Below are 16456 nucleotides of genomic sequence, written 5' to 3'. Positions count from 1 at the left end.
CGAGACGTAAAAAGGTCGACTCTTAGTCGACCTTTTTTATTTTCTACGTATAGACGCAATCTAACCCTTCAGGGCGTGTTTTAAACCGCTTGTGCAGCCACATCCACGCTGGAATATCACGTTTTATCATTTTCTCAAGCTCTTGGTTCAAGATACTTGCCGCTTTAATCGCATTACGCCTCTCGAAACGCTCACTGATATCTTTTCCAATATATAACGTGTAATGGTGATTCTTGCTCACTGTGACGCCAGATATGACCGCACACTTTGTTGCGTCTATAAGCACACTAGAGCCCACGGTACTCGCGGCTTGTTCAACAGCAAAGAACGGCGCAAAAACAGAATGGCTGACGCCATAATCATGGTCGGGCAAATACCACAGTCGATGACCATTTTTCAGAACTTTGAGCATTGATTTCACGTCTTTTCGATCAATCATTTGATGCCCAAAACGAGTTCGACCTCGATGTTGAATAAACTCATAAGCAGGGTTCGAATTTGGGCGATAAACGCCATAACCTTTGGCAAACTGGCTAAAAATACGAGCGGTTATCTCCAAGTTTAAATGGTGACTGCACACCACCAACACACCACGGCCATTCTTTTCCTCAGCGAGTAAACGATCTTTTCCAACAATAGAGGTTATCCGACGTATCCGCCAATCTGGCCAAAACCAGGCGATCCCCGTTTCGATGATCGCCATTCCCGTATATTGAAAGTTTTTTCGTACTACGTCCTTACATTGCCAGTCCGTAAAATCAGGGAAACACAGCTGGAGATTACGCAGAGCGATCTTGTGTCGGCGCTTCATTACATGCATCGCAACACAACCGATGCTTCTACCTAAGATTCGCAATACTATGTATGGCAGTACATTAACAAGAATCGCTAAAGATCCAAATGCCAGCCATACAGACCAATATTTGGGCTTAAGTAACTGATAGGAGAAAGGCGGCGGCGGGACAATATTCATAGGGTCACTCATTTATTACAAATGATTGAAACCTATCATGATAAAAACTGAATGATTGTATGGGTATGTATTGTTATGCATGCCAAAGAGCAGCATGATTCGCTGCTCTTTGTTGTGTGGGAGAGTCTTAGCTTCTTAGCCCAATACCTTTCGTTACTAAGTAATGAGCAACGGCATACAGCGCTATCACAAACACCGCAAGCACACTGAATGAGGTGACAATACCCACATCCGATACGCCTAAAAAACCATAACGGAACGCATTCACCATGTAGACGATTGGGTTAATCTTAGAGACACCTTGCCAAAATTCAGGCAGTAAGCTGATGGAATAAAAAACACCACCCAAGTAGGTTAACGGGGTCAACACAAATGTAGGAATGATCGAAATATCATCAAACGTTTTTGCATAGACCGCATTGATCAACCCGCCTAGAGCAAATACAACGGATGTCATGAAGACGGTCGCAACAATAATGCCCCAGTGTTCAACTTGCAGATCCACAAACAATAGAGACACACAGGTAACAATAGCGCCTACTAACAAACCTCGAGTCACACCGCCCATTACGTATCCAGCAATAATCACGTAATTTGGCACCGGTGCCACCAGCAGCTCTTCAATGTTCTTCTGTAGTTTTGCACTAAAGAACGAAGACGCCACATTCGAGTATGAATTGGTGATCACCGACATCATGATCAAACCTGGAACTATGTACTCCATGTAGCTAAAGCCGCTCATCTCACCGATTCGAGAGCCAATTAGATTACCGAAAATGATGAAATACAGTGTCATTGTGATTGCAGGCGGAACTAAAGTTTGCACCCAAATGCGCGTAAAACGGGTGATCTCTTTGCTCAGCAAGCTACGAAATGCCGTCCAATATAAACCGTACATTTACTTACTCCCTTCTCTTACAATGCTGACAAACAACTCTTCCAGTCGGTTGGCTTTGTTACGCATTGAAAGAACTTTAATACCATGCTCTGTTAACTGACTGAACACTGAATTCAATCCTTGGCTTTTATCTAGCTCTATCTCTAAAGAGCCATCAACAATACTTTGTCGATTGACGCCTTCAAGCTCAGGCACCTCGCCTTCAGATTCAATGTCTAGGATAAATGTCTCGACGCTTAACTTACCTAGCAACGCCTTCATGGTGGTGTTTTCGATCAACTCACCTCGGTTAATAATGCCGATATTTCGACACAGCATCTCCGCTTCTTCTAGGTAGTGCGTCGTCAAAATAATCGTAATCCCTTGCTCTTGGTTGATCTCTTTCAAAAATTCCCACATTGAGCGCCGTAGTTCAATGTCCACCCCAGCCGTTGGTTCATCCAAAATGAGCAACTGCGGCTCGTGCATCAAAGCTCGGGCGATCATCAAACGGCGCTTCATTCCGCCAGATAAATTACGGGCACGCTCTTTACGTTTTTCCCATAAATCGAGTTTTTTCAGGTACTTTTCCGCTCGTTCTTTGGCTAATACTTTAGACACACCGTAATAGCCCGCTTGCTGCATCACGATTTGTTCAACAGTTTCAAACTGATTGAAGTTGAACTCTTGTGGCACCAAGCCTAAATTCTGTTTGGCCAACTCAAGGTCGGTATCAATGTCATAACCGAAAACTTTCGTCGTCCCAGAAGTTTTGTTCACTAAGGAAGAGATGATGCCGATCGTGGTCGATTTTCCTGCACCATTGGGACCCAGAAGCGCGTAGAAGTCACCCTTTTTCACTTGGAGACTAATACCTTTTAACGCCTCAAAGCCACCTGCATACGTCTTGCGCAGCTGTTCAATTTCTAATGCGTACATAAGGTCTTGATTGCCGTTTGTTTGTGATTACTAATACCGACTCGATGTTTATCAGCGGTTTACTACGAAATCGCCTTGGGTATTGTACTGGAGGTCCATCAGTTTATCGTTGAATAACGATGATTACAATTAAACCTTTCGATAATGTTGGAAATATAGTCCCTATCAACGTAAAGGTTATCTGCAAGTAAGGAAAAGTTAGGGAATAAAAAACGCAACAGAGCGCTGTTGCGTTTTTAACGATCAGAGTGATTACGCCGTTATACGCTGATACTGGTCCGCCTCGACATGTGCTACCGCCGCATTTAATGCTTCATAACGGAATTGGTACATATTGTCATTTGGGACAAGATCAATGACGTGGAACTTTTCTAGCTGTTCTCGTGTTCGCTCATTCGGGCATAATAAATACACGGCACAATTGGCATCGAGAGCATCCTTAATCGCATTCTCTAACGCCAAACCGACGGTCACATCAATCATTGGTACATCCGTAAGATCGAGAATCATCACGTCATAGTCCGAAATACTAGAGTGCTGACGTGAAATGGCTTTAGAAACACTAAAGATCATCGGACCGGAAAGATAAAAGAACAGCACTTTACCATTAGCACGATCCAACAAACCACGCTCGCTGTCAGTCAGCGGCACATCATCTTCATCCGCGTCGCTGATTGCTTTTACTTGTCTCGCCTGCTCTCGGCTCAGACGCTCAATGATAATAATGTTGGAAATAAAGACGCCCAAGCCCACGGCAACGATAAGATCAACGAACACTGTGAGCAACATAACGCCATACATGACCGCCATTCCGGAAAAGCTAACCTTGTGTGCTCGTTGAATAAAACTCCAATCCAAAATGTTAAAGCCGACATATACTGCAATGCCAGCCAACACAGCCATTGGGATCGGCTCCGTTAATCCACCCGCAACCAATACGACCAATGCAAGCATAAGTGCACGAATCACACCGGACAATGGCGAACGAGCCCCAACTTGAATGTTAGTCACCGTGCCCATCGTTGCGCCCGCGCCAGGTAGTGCACCGAACAAGCCTGAGATCATGTTGGCAAGGCCTTGGCCTCGCAGTTCTTTGTCTGAGTCGTGCTCTTTACGAGTCAAGGAGTCACCGATAACCGCCGTCAACAAAGTATCGATACAGCCTAAGGTGCCGAGCACCAACGCATCAATAACCATCTCAACAAACATATCTGGATCAATATGAGGCGCAACGAGAGAAGGCAATCCAGCCGGGATTTCACCGATACGACGAATGTCTTCAGTATCGAAGAGCATCACAGACAATAAAGTCACCGCGACCAACGCCACGAGTTGCGCTGGTACATATTTTCGATATTGCTTAGGGAAGAAAAAGAGAATACCCAAAGTCAGTAGACCTAAAAACAGTTCACTGAACTTAAGGTTAGAAATGGTATCCGGCAAAGCAGATAATGTTCCGAGCACTCCTCCAGAAGGCGCGGCATGCCCCATCAAAGGTGATAGCTGCAAAATGATAAGAATCACGCCAATCCCTGACATAAAGCCCGAAATCACGCTATAAGGCATCAAGGTAACGTATTTACCCAGTTTTAACGTCCCTAATAAGATTTGGAACGCACCAGCCATCATAACAACCGTGAAGGTCATGGCCATGCCCGTTTCTGGATACTTCGCCATCATACTGGTTAACACAGCGGTCATGATTACCGTCATTGGCCCTGTTGGTTCTGATATTAACGTATTAGAACCACCAAACAACGAAGCAAACAAACCGACCATTATTGCGCCCCAGAGGCCTGCTTCTGCCCCTGCACCGGATGCAACACCGAACGCTAACGCCAAAGGAAGAGAGATAATCGCCGTGGTTACCCCGCCAAATACATCCCCTTTGAAATTAATATCTTCAAAACGACTACCGAACACTGCTGATTTCCCTGCATTCAATTTTAAAAAGTAAAATGTCATTACTTTAACGAGCCAGGCGAAAATTTAAACCATAAATAGATTAAGGCTAAATTCACACCACAAATAATTAGGCCTAATTTTACGTTTTTATTGATGAAAACTAGTCAGATGAGTCCTGTCTGACGAATATTTAACGGGATCGAAATTGTAACATTGTGTATAGTTACAACACTGATCGCTTGCATGTTCATATAAGCGGCAGCGCTTTTGTCTTTTAAGGGAAGTAGTTTGCAAGATGCCGGAAATTAAACAGTTATTTGAAAACAATTCAAAATGGTCTCAAGAGATCAAATCTGATCGACCTGAATACTTCGCAAAACTCGCAGAGGGTCAAAAGCCCGATTTTCTTTGGATTGGCTGTTCTGATAGCCGTGTCCCTGCCGAGCGACTAACCGGACTATACTCGGGTGAACTATTCGTTCATCGGAATGTTGCAAACCAAGTCATCCATACTGATCTCAACTGTCTGTCCGTCGTTCAATACGCCGTAGACGTTCTTAAGGTTAAGCACATCATTGTCTGTGGACACTATGGCTGTGGTGGCGTAAACGCTGCCATTGATAACCCTAAGCTAGGTCTTATTAATAATTGGCTGTTACATATCAGAGATATCTATTTCAAACACCGCACTTACCTAGATCAAATGCCGCAGCAAGATCGAGCGGATAAACTAGGCGAGCTTAATGTCGCAGAGCAAGTGTACAACTTGGGTAACTCAACCATCCTGCAAAACGCTTGGGAGCGTGGGCAAGATGTTGAAATTCATGGCGTGGTATACGGCATTGAAGATGGTCGTTTAGAGTACTTAGGCATTCGTTCTAACTCTAAGGAAACCGTAGAAGCGTCTTATCAGAAAGCCCTTTCGACGATTCTAAATACAGACAATAAGCTGCTTTGTCGCTAAGCTACATCTAAAAGTTGAACAAAAAACGCCCATCTAAGATGGGCGTTTTTTTGTATTTTTAATGCTGCTCTCAATGATTATTCTTGAGGTACAACTTTACCGATGTATGGTAAGTGGCGGTATTTCTGCGCGTAATCAATACCCACACCAACGACAAACTCATCTGGGATTTCGAAACCAATCCAATCCACAGGAACATTCACTTCACGACGAGATGGTTTATCTAGGAGCGTACAAATCGCGATAGACTTCGGCTCACGCAGCGATAAGATCTCACGGATTTTATTTAGTGTGTTACCTGTATCAATGATGTCTTCAACAAGCAAAATGTCTTTGCCTTTGATGTCATCATCCAAATCTTTCAAGATACGAACGTCACGTGAACTTTCCATTGTGTTGCCGTAGCTTGACGCTGTCATAAAATCAACTTGGTGAGTCAGTTCGATAGCACGTGCCAAGTCTGCCATAAATACAAATGAGCCACGCAATAAGCCTACCAACACAAGATCTTCACTACCTTGATAACGCTCTGTAATTTGTTTGCCTAATTCACGAACTCGTTCCTGAACTTCTTGCTCAGAAATCATGACTTCTATTGTATGTTTCATACTGTGCTCAATCTAATTTGTGGGTTGAGGTAAGTCGCACGCAAACGATCACCTAATCTTACGGCGTGTAGTGTATCACCACGTTCATTGGGTTGAAAGTCACATCCTGTTGCCAAAAAATCTTGGAAGAAGGTCTTAGTTTTATAAAGTTCATAGCTAAATTTATCAATAATAATGACATTACTGTATATAAATTGTTCTACAGATGTTGACCTTGTTGATATGCACCATTACACTCATCACTGCTTTAAGCAACTATTAAAATAATCAATTAGGGGGTTACCCCCAATATCAACTCAAATGGCAAGGAAAATGGATATGGACTCAATTGCAAAGAGACCTAGAACTAGGCTTTCCCCGATTAAGCGTAAGCAACAGTTAATGGAAATCGCATTGGAAGTGTTTGCGCGCCGCGGCATCGGTCGTGGTGGTCATGCAGATATCGCAGAAATTGCTCAAGTTTCTGTGGCGACCGTTTTTAACTACTTCCCGACTCGTGAAGACTTAGTGGATGAAGTACTCAACCACGTCGTACGTCAGTTCTCGAACTTCCTATCGGATAACATTGACTTAGACCTACACGCGCGTGAAAACATCGCCAATATTACTAATGCGATGATCGAGCTTGTCAGCCAAGATTGTCACTGGCTAAAAGTTTGGTTCGAGTGGAGTGCTTCAACACGTGACGAAGTATGGCCATTGTTTGTTTCAACTAACCGTACTAACCAGTTGCTGGTACAAAACATGTTCATTAAAGCGATTGAACGTGGCGAAGTGTGTGATCAGCACGATTCAGAACACTTGGCAAACTTGTTCCACGGTATTTGTTACTCACTGTTTGTCCAAGCGAACCGTGCAAAAAGTGAAGCGGAACTTAAGCACCTTGTTAGTTCATACTTAGACATGCTTTGCATTTACAACCGTGAACACTAAAGCTTAACTCGCAATATATGTCAGCCCACCCGTTTGGTGGGCTTTTTATTGTCTGCTGTCAGCCGAGCACACGTTTATATTCCTACCTAGCAAACATAAAAAAACCGCTGCAATGCAGCGGTTTCTATCATTCAGTCAGAAAAAGCTTACTTCTTCTTAACTGCTTTTTTGTTTGGCAGGTCAGTGATTGAACCTTCAAATACTTCAGCAGCTAGACCTACAGACTCGTGTAGAGTTGGGTGAGCGTGGATAGTCAGAGCGATATCTTCTGCATCACAGCCCATCTCAATTGCAAGGCCGATTTCACCAAGTAGTTCACCACCGTTAGTACCAACGATAGCACCACCGATTACGCGGTGAGTTTCTTTGTCGAAGATTAGCTTAGTCATACCGTCTGCACAGTCAGATGCGATTGCACGACCTGATGCTGCCCATGGGAATGTTGCAACTTCGTACTTGATGCCTTCTTCTTTCGCTTCTTTTTCAGTCTTACCAACCCAAGCCACTTCTGGCTCAGTGTACGCAATTGAAGGGATAACTTTAGGGTCGAAGTAGTGCTTCTTACCAGAGATAACTTCAGCAGCTACGTGACCTTCATGCACACCTTTGTGAGCAAGCATTGGTTGACCAACGATATCACCGATCGCGAAGATGTGAGGAACGTTAGTACGCATTTGCTTATCAACGTTAATGAAGCCACGCTCGTCAATTTCTAGACCCGCTTTTTCACCGTCGATTAGCTTACCATTTGGTACACGACCGATAGCAACTAGAACCGCATCGTAACGCTCAGCTTCAGCTGGCGCTTTCTTGCCTTCCATTGAAACGTAGATACCGTCTTCTTTTGCTTCAACTGCTGTAACTTTCGTTTCTAGCATTAGCTTGAACTTGTCTTTGATACGCTTAGTAAATACTTTCACGATATCTTTGTCTGCTGCAGGAATTACCTGGTCAAACATTTCAACAACTTCAACTTTAGAACCTAGAGAGTGGTAAACCGTACCCATTTCTAGACCGATGATACCACCACCCATGATAAGCAGTTTTTCTGGCACTTCTTTTAGTTCAAGAGCGTCAGTAGAGTCCCAAATACGTGGGTCTTCATGCGGGATAAATGGCAGTTTGATTGGACGAGAACCAGCCGCAACGATTGCGTTGTCAAAGTTAACAACTGTTGGCTCACCTTCGCCTTCTACAAGGATAGAGTTAGGGCCAGTGAACTTACCGTAACCGTTAACTACTGTAACGTTACGCATCTTAGCCATGCCGCTTAGGCCGCCAGTTAGTTGGTTAACAACTTTTTCTTTCCAGATGCGGATTTTACTGATGTCTGTTTGAGGCTCACCGAATACAACGCCGTGGTCAGCCATCGCTTTCGCTTCTTCAATTACTTTAGAAACGTGAAGCAGTGCTTTAGATGGGATACAACCCACGTTCAGACATACACCGCCAAGCGTGCTGTAACGTTCAACTAGTACAGTTTCAAGACCTAAGTCCGCACAACGGAATGCAGCGGAGTAACCAGCAGGACCAGAACCAAGTACAACAACTTGGGCTTTAATTTCTTTGCTCATTTTGACCTCTTGTAGTCATTATCCCTAACAGGCTGAGTGGGTATCGATTTTTTATGTTTAAGAGAGATTTGTTTTAAACAGTTATTTTCAGACCGCTAACAGTTTACAGAGATGTTAATGGTGTGAAAAGTAAATCAATTTAGCCTGTGAGCTAGACAACAATTCGATTGTGAAAACCCTGAACGAAGCAAGGCTGATAACCAAATTGTCGGTAATTATGATTAGCAGAGGCGGCTAAGTTGCCGCCTCTCATTCATCTAATTTCTATTACAGAACTAGACGACGAATGTCAGATAGACATGAGTTTAGGTAAGTGATGAAGCGCGCACCTTCAGCACCATCGATCACACGGTGGTCGTATGATAGAGATAGTGGAAGTTGTAGACGCGGTTCGAACTCTTTACCGTTCCATACCGGTTTCATTTCTGACTTAGACACACCTAGGATACCAACTTCTGGCGCGTTTACGATTGGAGTAAACGCCGTACCGCCGATACCGCCTAGGCTAGAGATAGTGAAACAGCCACCTTGCATGTCAGCAGCAGTTAGCTTACCTGCACGTGCTTTCTTAGAAACAGCCATTAGCTCTTCAGATAGCTCGTAGATGCCTTTCTTGTTCACGTCTTTAAATACCGGAACAACAAGACCGTTTGGTGTATCTACCGCGATACCAACATTCACGTATTTCTTCAGAATTAGGCTCTCACCGTCTTCTGATAGAGAAGAGTTGAACGCTGGGAACGCTTCAAGCGCTTTAGCTACCGCTTTCATGATGAACACAAGTGGCGTGATCTTCATGCCAGTGTCTTTCTTCGCTTCAATCGCGTTTTGCTCTTTACGGAATGCTTCAAGAGCCGTGATGTCTGCGTTATCCCACTGTGTAACGTGCGGGATCATTACCCAGTTACGGTGTAGATTTGCACCAGAGATCTTCTTAATGCGAGATAGCGGTTGAACTTCTGTCTCACCAAACTTGCTGAAGTCCACTTTTGGCCATGGTAGTAGACCAAGAGCCGCGCCGTCGCCTTTACCAGATGCTGCTGCACCTGCGCCAGACTCAAGACGCTTAAGTGCATCTTTCACGTAAGCTTGAACGTCTTCTTTTAGGATACGGCTCTTACGACCAGAACCTTTAACCTTAGAAAGGTTAACGCCAAATTCACGCGCTAGACGACGAACAACTGGAGACGCGTGAGCGTACTCGTCGTTCTCTTTGAAATCGCCAGTCGCTGCTGGAGCTGCTGCCGCTGGAGCTTCTGCTTTAGGAGCTGGAGCTGCAGGTGCTGCCGCTTGAGCTGGAGCCGCTGCAGGAGCAGGTGCTGCGCCCGCCACTTCGAATACCATGATTAGTGAGCCAGTAGACACCTTGTCGCCAGCTGCAATCTTGATTTCTTTAACCGTACCAGCAAATGGTGCAGGAACTTCCATAGAAGCTTTGTCACCTTCAACAGTGATTAGAGATTGCTCTTCTTCCACTGTGTCGCCAACTGCAACCATGATCTCAGTAACTTCAACTTCGTCGCCGCCGATATCTGGAACGTTCACTTCTTTTGCCGCAGACGCTGCTGGAGCTGCTGCCGCAGGAGCTTCAGCTGCCGCTGGTGCTGGTGCTGCTGGAGCGCCTGAACCTGCTGTTTCGAATACCATGATAAGTGAGCCAGTCGATACTTTATCGCCAGCTGCAACTTTGATCTCTTTTAGAGTCCCTGCGAATGGCGCTGGAACTTCCATAGAAGCTTTGTCGCCTTCAACAGTTAGAAGAGATTGCTCTTCTTCGATGCTGTCGCCAACGGCAACCATGATTTCAGTAACTTCTACTTCATCACCACCGATGTCTGGTACGTGAACTTCTTTTAGTTCTGCCGCTGCTGCTGGAGCTGGAGCTGCTGCTGGAGCTGCTTCTGCCGCAGGAGCAGGTGCAGCGTCAGCTGCACCCTCGGCTTCGAAAATCATGATTAGAGAACCAGTAGAAACCTTGTCGCCTTCTGCAACTTTGATTTCTTTAACGATACCCGCTTGAGAAGCAGGAACTTCCATAGAAGCTTTATCGCCTTCAACTGTGATCAGAGACTGCTCTTCTTCAACCTTGTCGCCAACGCTTACAAGAATCTCAGTAACTTCAACCTCATCCGCACCGATGTCTGGTACATTAATTTCGATTGCCATTTCTTATCTACCTTCTTAATTAAGCGTATAGCGGGTTTGTTTTCTCTGTGTCGATATCGAATTTCTTAATTGCTTCTGCAACTACAGATTTCTCAACTTCGCCACGTTTCGCTAGTTCAGTTAGCGCTGCTACTACTACGTAACCTGCGTTCACTTCGAAGTGACGACGTAGGTTTTCACGGCTGTCTGAACGACCGAAGCCATCAGTACCAAGAACTTTGAAAGACTCAGCAGGAATGTATGCACGAACCTGCTCTGCGTAGTTCTTCATGTAGTCAGTTGCTGCGATAGCAGGCTCAGTACCCATTACTGTTTGGATGTAAGGTACTTTCGCTTCCGCTTCTGGGTGAAGCATGTTGAAACGCTCTGCATCTTGGCCATCGCGAGTTAGTTCGTTGAATGACGTTACAGAGTAAACATCAGAAGCAACACCGTAATCTTCGCTTAGGATTTGAGCTGCTTTACGTACTTCATTCATGATAGTACCAGAGCTCATCAGCTGAACTTTCGCTTTTTCGCCCGTGTAAGTTTCTAGCTTGTAGATACCTTTACGGATGCCTTCTTCAGCGCCTTCTGGCATTGCTGGCATTGCGTAGTTTTCGTTCATTAGCGTTAGGTAGTAGAACACGTTTTCTTGTTCTGGACCGTACATGCGACGGATACCGTCTTGCATGATTACAGCTACTTCGTACGCGAATGTTGGGTCGTAAGAAATACAGTTAGGAACCGTACCCGCCAAAATGTGCGAGTGGCCGTCTTCGTGCTGTAGACCTTCACCGTTCAACGTTGTACGACCCGCAGTTGCACCTAGTAGGAAACCACGTGCTTGTTGGTCACCAGCCATCCACGCCATGTCGCCAACACGTTGGAAGCCGAACATTGAGTAGTAGATGTAGAACGGGATCATTGGTAGGTCGTTTGTCGAGTATGAAGTCGCAGCAGCAACCCATGAAGACATAGCACCTAGCTCGTTGATACCTTCTTGTAGAACCTGACCTGAAGTCGCTTCTTTGTAGTAAGAAACAACGCCACGGTCTTCTGGTGTGTAAGTTTGGCCGTGCGGGTTGTAGATACCGATTTGACGGAACAGACCTTCCATACCGAATGTACGTGCTTCGTCAGCAATGATAGGAACGATGTTCTTACCAATGTTCTTGTTCTTAAGTAGAACGTTTAGTGCACGTACGAATGCCATAGTAGAAGAGATATCACGCTTCTGTTCTTCTAGTAGTGGCTTGAATTCTTCTAGCTCAGGAACGATGAATTCTTGAGTGAATTTTGGTAGACGCTGTGGTGTGTAGCCGTGTAGCGCTTTACGACGAGCGTGTAGGTATTCGTACTCTTTTGAACCTTCTTCAAGTTTCAGGTACGGAAGTTCTTTCACAGCTTCGTCAGTTAGGATGTCTTGAAGACCTAGACGATCACGTAGGTGTAGTACGTGAGTCATGTCCATCTTCTTAACTTGGTGCGCGATGTTCTTACCTTCAGCCGCTTCACCCATGCCGTAACCTTTAACAGTCTTAGCTAGGATTACTGTTGGACGACCTTTAGTTTCTGCCGCGTTTTTGTATGCCGCGTATAGCTTAGAAGACTCGTGACCACCACGCTTAAGTGCGAAGATTTCGTCATCAGTCATGTCAGCAACAAGTGCCGCTGTCTCTGGGTATTTACCAAAGAAGTGCTCACGTACGTACGCGCCATCTTTAGATTTGAATGTTTGGTAGTCGCCATCGATCGTTTCGTTCATAAGCTGTAGAAGCTTACCAGAAGTATCTTTAGCTAGTAGTGAATCCCAGTTGTTACCCCAGATTACCTTCACTACGTTCCAACCAGCACCTTTGAACAGACCTTCAAGTTCTTGAATGATCTTACCGTTACCCATTACAGGGCCATCTAGACGCTGTAGGTTACAGTTGATTAGGAAACATAGGTTGTCTAGTTTCTCACGCGCAGCGAAAGAGATAGCACCACGTGATTCTGGCTCATCCATCTCACCGTCACCTAGGAACGCGTAAACGCGCTGCTCTGAAGTATCTTTAAGACCACGGCCTTCTAGGTACTTAAGGAAACGAGCTTGGTAGATAGAAGCGATTGGACCTAGGCCCATCGATACTGTCGGGAACTGCCAGAATTCAGGCATCAGTTTAGGGTGCGGGTATGAAGGAATACCTTTGCCGTCTACTTCTTGACGGAAGTTGTCTAGCTGCTCTTCAGTTAGACGACCTTCAACGAATGCACGTGAGTAGATACCTGGTGAAATGTGACCTTGGTAGTAAACTAGGTCGCCACCATCCTTCTCGTTTGGTGCACGGAAGAAGTGGTTGAAACATGTCTCGTAGAACGCAGCAGAAGACTGGAAAGACGCCATGTGGCCGCCTAGCTCTAGGTCTTTCTTAGATGCACGTAGAACGATCATGATAGCGTTCCAACGAATAATTGAGCGAATACGACGCTCAAGTGTTGTGTCACCTGGGTATGCTGGTTCTTGGTCTGCAGGAATCGTGTTGATGTAGTTAGTTGTGATACCTGTTGGCATATCAACACCGTCTAGACGTGCTTTATCTAGAACTTGCTCTAATAGGAATTGAGCACGCTCTAGACCTTCTTCACGTACAACTGACTCAAGCGCTTGTAGCCATTCTTGAGTTTCCAGTGCATCTACGTCATGCTTCATATCAGACATGGCGATCTATCCTTCTGTTGGTTGGATCTACTTATTTAAGTAACGCTCTTACGAGTCATTACCCTGCTGAATTCGACGTAGAGAACGCTCTCGTCGAGACTCTTCTCGAGTCAAATCCAACAATGTTTCTTCGATGTAAGCCAAGTGCGAGTGGGACATTTCTCGCGCCTTTTCAGGCTGACCAGAAACAATCGCATCCACGATATTGGCTCGGTGTTTACTGACTTTCTCGACCGCTTCTGGGCGGCGACGTAGTAATTTAAAATTTTGTAGAATATTTTGCTCAAGCAAAGGTGCTAAGCTTCGAACAATGTGCAACAAAACCACGTTGTGCGCGGCTTCGGTCAAAGCGATCAAAAATTGCATCACTTCCGCAGATTCAGCTTCGATATCGTTGTTTGCTTGCTCTTGGCTAATGCGTTCAAGGCAACCTTGAATACGCGCAAAATCTTCTTCGGTACCACGTAAAGCTGCAAAGTAAGCTGAAATTCCTTCCATTGCATGACGAGACTCAAGCACATCAAGCTGGGTTTCAGAATGACTAGACAACAAATTCAACAAGGGATCTGAAAAGCTCTTCCAGATATTCTCACTTACGAATGTTCCGCCACCTTGGCGACGAGTTAACAAACGCTTCGCTTCTAAGCGTTGAATGGCTTCTCGGACTGAAGGACGAGACACATCGAACTGTCTTGCCAGTTCACGCTCTGGAGGCAGTTGTTGCCCCGGAGACAATGTTCCTTCCACTATCAACCTTTCTAACTCTTGTTCTATAACATCAGAGAGTTTTGGCTGACGAATCCTTTGATAAGCCATAATTTATTGTTCTTCTACTCTTGCAGGTAATTGGTAATACCAATTTTAAGTTGGTGCAGAAATTAACATAATTAAAACGCCACTGTCCAGCCGAAAATTGACCTAAATCATAGAACGAGCTTACTTCCAACACTCTGATAACAATCGACTGTTAAAACAGCAATAGAATTGGTATGACCAATTACATAAAGCATACAAATGGGAAGTCGACGTGCTAGCAATTTTGGAAAAGAAATACAGAAAATGACAAAATTATCAGTCTATTTCTTCACCAAAACGGCGTATACGAGCGTAAAAATGTAGTTAACTTTTAACAATCATTAATATTTCTGGTATCAAAAAAAGGCATACCTGATCGTATGCCTTATTTATTTCGCTTTTTTGAATTTACACTTTCGCTACAAATCAACGCTGTATAAGCTGTCTATATTTCACCCAATCAAAGCTTAGACCAGGATCGCTTTTTCTCAAGGGCGCAATATATTGATGACCGGTAATTCGTGGCAGGGTGATGTGGGGATAAGACTGCATAATCACCTCAGTGATCTCTGCAAGTGATTGATATTGCGCTTCTGTGTAGGCAGTAAATTCTGTCCCTTCAAGCTCGATACCAATGGAATAGTCATTACAATGCTCCCTGCCCGCGAAACTGGATTGACCGGCATGCCATGCTCTATCGAGAAAAGAAACAAATTGAACAACCTCGCCGTTTCTCTTAATCAAGCAATGTGCAGAAACGCCCATTTTGTGAATAACTTCAAAAAATGGATGTGCGTTTGGGTCTAGCTTGCCAGTGAAGAAGTCCTCTATATATGGTCCACCAAACTGCCCAGGAGGCAAACTGATGTTGTGTACCACCAGCAGAGAGATGTCGTTTATATCAGAGCGAGCATCAAAAAATGGTGACGGAACATGCTTTGCCTGTGTCAGCCAGCCATTCTCGATAATTGGGCGCATATCAACCTCTCTACTTTGCAAATTAACTGCTGAAATTATTGACACCGGAGAGTATCATTCGTTGCCATCTCCCTTTCAAGACAAGATTTGCGATGAAGAACACACACAACATTCAAGAACGCCTAGAATACCTTAAACAACAACTCCCTTTAGAGATCACTCGCTCTGTCGCTGATACCTTAAAAGAAGATCTAGGTGGCAATGTCGACGCAGATAACGACATTACTGCATCTTTGATCCCTGCCGAGGCGGTTAATACCGCAACGATTATTACTCGTGAGCATGGTGTGTTCTGTGGTCAAGCATGGGCAGATGAAGTTTTTAAGCAGCTCGGTGGCAAGGTCAGCATTGAATGGCACGTAAAGGACGGCGATAAAGTCGAACCTAACCAAAACCTTTGTACGCTGACAGGCCCTGCTCGTGATTTGTTGACAGGTGAGCGTAACGCAATGAACTTCATCCAAACGCTGTCTGGCTGCGCAACAGTTACCGCAGAGTACGCTGAAAAAATCGCGCATACTGAGTGTCGTCTACTAGACACACGCAAAACCATTCCTGGTCTGCGTAGCGCACTAAAATACGCCGTGACGTGTGGTGGTGGCTTTAACCATCGCATCGGTGTGTTCGACGCTTACCTCATTAAAGAAAACCACATTATTGCTTGTGGTGGCATCACCCAAGCCATCCAAAAAGCGAAAGAGCTTAACCCAGGCAAACCGGTAGAAGTAGAAACGGAAAGCTTAGAAGAGTTGAAACAAGCGATAAACGCCGGTGCCGACATCATCATGCTAGATAACTTCACTAAAAAAATGATGCGTGAAGCCGTAGCGATTAACGCAGGTCGTGCCGCTTTAGAGAACTCAGGCAACATTACGCTAGAGACCATCGCAGAATACGCAGAAACCGGTGTCGATTACATTTCGGTAGGCGCGTTGACTAAGCATCTAAAAGCGATGGATCTTTCGATGCGCTTCAAATAGTTTAAGCAACAAATATAAAATTACTTCAACTAACTCAGTAAGTTGTGAGTAATTCATCATTAAAAAGGGCCTATTGGCCCT

The 16456-nt window shown here is 44.8% G+C and carries 13 protein-coding genes; 3 read left to right on the top strand and 10 right to left on the bottom strand.

Annotated elements, in window-relative coordinates:
• Positions 1-43 precede the first annotated feature (43 nt).
• From FKN08_RS00180 to FKN08_RS00165, 4 genes are all read right to left on the bottom strand, one after another.
• Positions 44-973 (bottom strand): Kdo(2)-lipid IV(A) acyltransferase, encoded by a 930-nt coding sequence (locus tag FKN08_RS00180; protein WP_012841423.1) that lies wholly within the window; start codon positions 971-973, stop codon positions 44-46.
• A gap of 127 nt (positions 974-1100) precedes the next feature.
• Positions 1101-1871 carry an ABC transporter permease gene (locus tag FKN08_RS00175; protein WP_005396714.1) on the bottom strand — a complete coding sequence of 257 codons (771 nt, stop codon included), beginning with the start codon at positions 1869-1871 and terminating at the stop codon, positions 1101-1103.
• Complete coding sequence (locus FKN08_RS00170; protein ID WP_005396713.1) at positions 1872-2789, bottom strand: ABC transporter ATP-binding protein; 918 nt, start codon at positions 2787-2789, stop codon at positions 1872-1874.
• A 252-nt stretch (positions 2790-3041) separates the two neighbouring features.
• Entirely contained in the window at positions 3042-4712 is a 1671-nt protein-coding gene (locus FKN08_RS00165) for a SulP family inorganic anion transporter (protein WP_012841422.1), read from the bottom strand.
• A 277-nt stretch (positions 4713-4989) separates the two neighbouring features.
• Between FKN08_RS00165 and can the strand changes: the two genes are divergently transcribed.
• The gene (gene can, locus FKN08_RS00160; protein ID WP_005379996.1) at positions 4990-5658 is read left to right on the top strand and encodes a carbonate dehydratase; all 669 of its coding nucleotides are present in this window, start codon (positions 4990-4992) and stop codon (positions 5656-5658) included.
• Positions 5659-5735: 77 nt separating this feature from the next.
• Here the strand turns inward: can and hpt are convergent, their stop codons facing one another.
• Positions 5736-6266: a hypoxanthine phosphoribosyltransferase gene (gene hpt / locus FKN08_RS00155; protein WP_005379995.1), complete on the bottom strand. Its 531-nt coding sequence runs from the start codon at positions 6264-6266 to the stop codon at positions 5736-5738.
• Positions 6267-6584: 318 nt separating this feature from the next.
• Between hpt and opaR the strand changes: the two genes are divergently transcribed.
• The gene (gene opaR, locus FKN08_RS00150; protein ID WP_031780576.1) at positions 6585-7199 is read left to right on the top strand and encodes a transcriptional regulator OpaR; all 615 of its coding nucleotides are present in this window, start codon (positions 6585-6587) and stop codon (positions 7197-7199) included.
• A 146-nt stretch (positions 7200-7345) separates the two neighbouring features.
• On the opposite strand, the gene lpdA is transcribed toward opaR, so the two are convergent.
• From lpdA to ampD, 5 genes are all read right to left on the bottom strand, one after another.
• Positions 7346-8773, bottom strand: coding sequence for a dihydrolipoyl dehydrogenase (gene lpdA / locus FKN08_RS00145; protein WP_005379993.1), 1428 nt, complete (start codon positions 8771-8773; stop codon positions 7346-7348).
• Positions 8774-9040: 267 nt separating this feature from the next.
• Positions 9041-10939 (bottom strand): pyruvate dehydrogenase complex dihydrolipoyllysine-residue acetyltransferase, encoded by a 1899-nt coding sequence (gene aceF, locus FKN08_RS00140; protein ID WP_109169466.1) that lies wholly within the window; start codon positions 10937-10939, stop codon positions 9041-9043.
• Between the two features lie 19 nt (positions 10940-10958).
• Positions 10959-13622, bottom strand: a complete 2664-nt coding sequence (gene aceE / locus FKN08_RS00135) for a pyruvate dehydrogenase (acetyl-transferring), homodimeric type (protein WP_170890964.1) — start codon at positions 13620-13622, stop codon at positions 10959-10961.
• A 48-nt stretch (positions 13623-13670) separates the two neighbouring features.
• Positions 13671-14438: a pyruvate dehydrogenase complex transcriptional repressor PdhR gene (pdhR, locus tag FKN08_RS00130; RefSeq protein ID WP_005396680.1), complete on the bottom strand. Its 768-nt coding sequence runs from the start codon at positions 14436-14438 to the stop codon at positions 13671-13673.
• Positions 14439-14843: 405 nt separating this feature from the next.
• The gene (gene ampD / locus FKN08_RS00125; protein WP_170890962.1) at positions 14844-15395 is read right to left on the bottom strand and encodes a 1,6-anhydro-N-acetylmuramyl-L-alanine amidase AmpD; all 552 of its coding nucleotides are present in this window, start codon (positions 15393-15395) and stop codon (positions 14844-14846) included.
• A 92-nt stretch (positions 15396-15487) separates the two neighbouring features.
• Between ampD and nadC the strand changes: the two genes are divergently transcribed.
• Positions 15488-16375 (top strand): carboxylating nicotinate-nucleotide diphosphorylase, encoded by an 888-nt coding sequence (gene nadC, locus FKN08_RS00120; protein ID WP_170890960.1) that lies wholly within the window; start codon positions 15488-15490, stop codon positions 16373-16375.
• The last annotated feature ends 81 nt before the right edge of the window (positions 16376-16456 follow it).

It is taken from the genome of Vibrio sp. 1-2 (7-a) (assembly GCF_013048515.1).
Classification (GTDB): domain Bacteria; phylum Pseudomonadota; class Gammaproteobacteria; order Enterobacterales; family Vibrionaceae; genus Vibrio; species Vibrio diabolicus.
The sequence above is the reverse complement of the archived record's forward strand: the minus strand, read 5'-3'. Positions and strand labels throughout refer to the sequence as shown.

What these genes read in the sequence shown, in the direction of transcription:
- can (WP_005379996.1), top strand. Translation starts at nt 4,990, where the DNA reads ATGCCGGAAATTAAACAGTTATTTGAAAACAATTCAAAATGGTCTCAA.
- opaR (WP_031780576.1), top strand. Translation starts at nt 6,585, where the DNA reads ATGGACTCAATTGCAAAGAGACCTAGAACTAGGCTTTCCCCGATTAAG.
- ampD (WP_170890962.1), bottom strand. Translation starts at nt 15,395, where the DNA reads ATGCGCCCAATTATCGAGAATGGCTGGCTGACACAGGCAAAGCATGTT.
- lpdA (WP_005379993.1), bottom strand. Translation starts at nt 8,773, where the DNA reads ATGAGCAAAGAAATTAAAGCCCAAGTTGTTGTACTTGGTTCTGGTCCT.
- pdhR (WP_005396680.1), bottom strand. Translation starts at nt 14,438, where the DNA reads ATGGCTTATCAAAGGATTCGTCAGCCAAAACTCTCTGATGTTATAGAA.
- nadC (WP_170890960.1), top strand. Translation starts at nt 15,488, where the DNA reads ATGAAGAACACACACAACATTCAAGAACGCCTAGAATACCTTAAACAA.
- aceF (WP_109169466.1), bottom strand. Translation starts at nt 10,939, where the DNA reads ATGGCAATCGAAATTAATGTACCAGACATCGGTGCGGATGAGGTTGAA.
- FKN08_RS00175 (WP_005396714.1), bottom strand. Translation starts at nt 1,871, where the DNA reads ATGTACGGTTTATATTGGACGGCATTTCGTAGCTTGCTGAGCAAAGAG.
- FKN08_RS00170 (WP_005396713.1), bottom strand. Translation starts at nt 2,789, where the DNA reads ATGTACGCATTAGAAATTGAACAGCTGCGCAAGACGTATGCAGGTGGC.
- hpt (WP_005379995.1), bottom strand. Translation starts at nt 6,266, where the DNA reads ATGAAACATACAATAGAAGTCATGATTTCTGAGCAAGAAGTTCAGGAA.
- FKN08_RS00180 (WP_012841423.1), bottom strand. Translation starts at nt 973, where the DNA reads ATGAATATTGTCCCGCCGCCGCCTTTCTCCTATCAGTTACTTAAGCCC.
- aceE (WP_170890964.1), bottom strand. Translation starts at nt 13,622, where the DNA reads ATGTCTGATATGAAGCATGACGTAGATGCACTGGAAACTCAAGAATGG.